Source organism: Amphibacillus cookii (genome assembly GCF_016908375.1).
Taxonomy (GTDB): domain Bacteria; phylum Bacillota; class Bacilli; order Bacillales; family Amphibacillaceae; genus Amphibacillus_C; species Amphibacillus_C cookii.
This window is the reverse complement of the sequence record NZ_JAFBDS010000027.1, coordinates 1-1,902: the sequence shown is the minus strand read 5'-3', so window position 1 is coordinate 1,902 and position 1,902 is coordinate 1. Positions and strand designations below refer to the sequence as shown.

Here is a 1,902-nt window from a genome sequence, read left to right as displayed (position 1 = left end):
ATCGAGTAGATGACTAGCCATTAATTGGCTAGTCGACCTCTCACACCACCGTACGTACGGATCCGTATACGGCGGTTCAATAATTTAAGTATCGTTTTAATTTATATTCAAATCTAAATTGACTTGATTTTAAGTGAAGGTTTAAACTCTTTAATCCCCACTTTGTTAATCGCTCATTTGATATAGCTTGATGAAGGACAAGGGTCTTTGAGCTATTCCAATACCCCTTCCTACTTGCTGCTAATTTAAGTGCTTCATCATGAGGTATCCCATATCCTCGAAGTTTTCTATACCGCGTTCTCATACGTTTCCACCGTTTCCAAATCAGCTGTCTAAGGCGTCTTCTGAGCCATCTTTGTGTTTCTTCGATAAACTTTTTCATATTAGCGATGCCATAATAGTTTATCCAACCGGTCGTGACCCGATTGATGCTTGCGATGATCGCTTTAAATTCTCCCGCACGTTTTCGACTCGTGAGTTTCTTTAGCTTTCTTCGGAATCTTTGTTTAGCCGACCTTGTGGGACGGCATCCAACTTTCCCATATGATTTTGTATGTGGAACCCTAAGAATGATGATTGCGTTGCGGTCGTTATGTTACTTTTCTTTTGATTGACCGTCAATCGTAATTTCCCTTCGATGAAAGCCTTGATACCTTCCATGACACGTTCACCCGCTCTTTTGCTTTTGACATAGATGACAAAGTCGTCTGCGTAACGTACAAATTTATGACCTCTTCTTTCTAACTCTTTATCTAATTGGTCTAAATAGACATTCGCAAGTAGTGGTGATAACGGCCCACCTTGTGGTGTTCCTTCGTTCGCTTCATAGAAATGATCACCATCTAAGATACCGACTCTAAGGAATTTCCATATGAGTTTAAGGACAATTTTGTCCTTAATATGCCATTGGAGACGGTTCTGTAACTTCTGATGGTTAATGGTATCGAAGTAACTCTTGAGGTCGCAGTCAACAACCCAATGGTACCCTTCCTCATAGAAGGATTGCACCTTGATAATGGCTTGGTGGGCATTTCTCCCTTTCCTAAAACCATAGCTATTATCTGAAAAGCATCCATCAATCTCCGGTTCAATCATCTGTAGAATCATCTGTTGAACGAGTCTATCTCGTGCACATGGAATGCCCAGATGACGTTTTGACCCATCTGCTTTCGGGATACTTACCCGTTTAACCGGTTGAGGTTGGTAGGTGCCATTTAGTAACTTTTCCGTCAAGTGAGGAAGATACTTTTCTAAATGTTCATCGAGTTCCTTGACTGTCATACCATCGATGCCTGGGGCTCCTTTATTCTGTTGCACTTTCTTTTTAGCTATTTCAATGTTCATCGGGTTAACCATCCGTTGAATGAGCGTGATACCACTTTGTTCTGTCATCTCCATGTTGTATCGCCTACGCACACCCTATGTATCTTTCGCTTCCAGCTTATCCTTCCATAGGCGTGTCGCCTTTCGGTCTTTACCACAGCGTTTTCTGCGATGTGGGCGATACATCCACCTCCTTGTTTTCCAAAGTTATTATTGTTCAGTCCTTCGCAACTTACATGGCTACTATGACCTCTGCTGACTTCTCTCGACAAATCTTTTTCAACCCAGTTTCCTCGTCCGAGAGACCTCCCCGGGTAAGAACGACAACCTTCCGCTCATGTCACTGCTTCATCTACTGTACAGGATTCGGGCAGTATTGGATTTTATCTTGTTCGGTAGATTCATCCGTCCTGATTCAGCCTTTGTATGAAGTTTCTGTTCGTCAGTGCGAGCATTTGCGTCCGACTTCCTTCAGATTCCACCTCACGATGGACATCCTTGTCTTTCGCTAACAGTTCCTACTGCCAAGCCTGTAGTGGACTTTCACCACCAAGTTGTCGCCCATGCCGGGCGCACCAA

Annotated in this window: 2 protein-coding genes; both read right to left on the bottom strand. The window is 43.2% G+C overall.

All coding sequences use genetic code 11. The annotated features are described in order from the left end of the window. Positions 1-76 precede the first annotated feature (76 nt). Complete coding sequence (locus JOE23_RS18030; protein ID WP_338021939.1) at positions 77-571, bottom strand: group II intron maturase-specific domain-containing protein; 495 nt, start codon at positions 569-571, stop codon at positions 77-79. Continuing rightward, the gene (gene ltrA, locus JOE23_RS17730) at positions 484-1,398 is read right to left on the bottom strand and encodes a group II intron reverse transcriptase/maturase (protein WP_239585499.1); all 915 of its coding nucleotides are present in this window, start codon (positions 1,396-1,398) and stop codon (positions 484-486) included. Before ltrA ends, JOE23_RS18030 begins: the two co-directional genes overlap by 88 nt. Between the last annotated feature and the right edge of the window lie 504 nt (positions 1,399-1,902).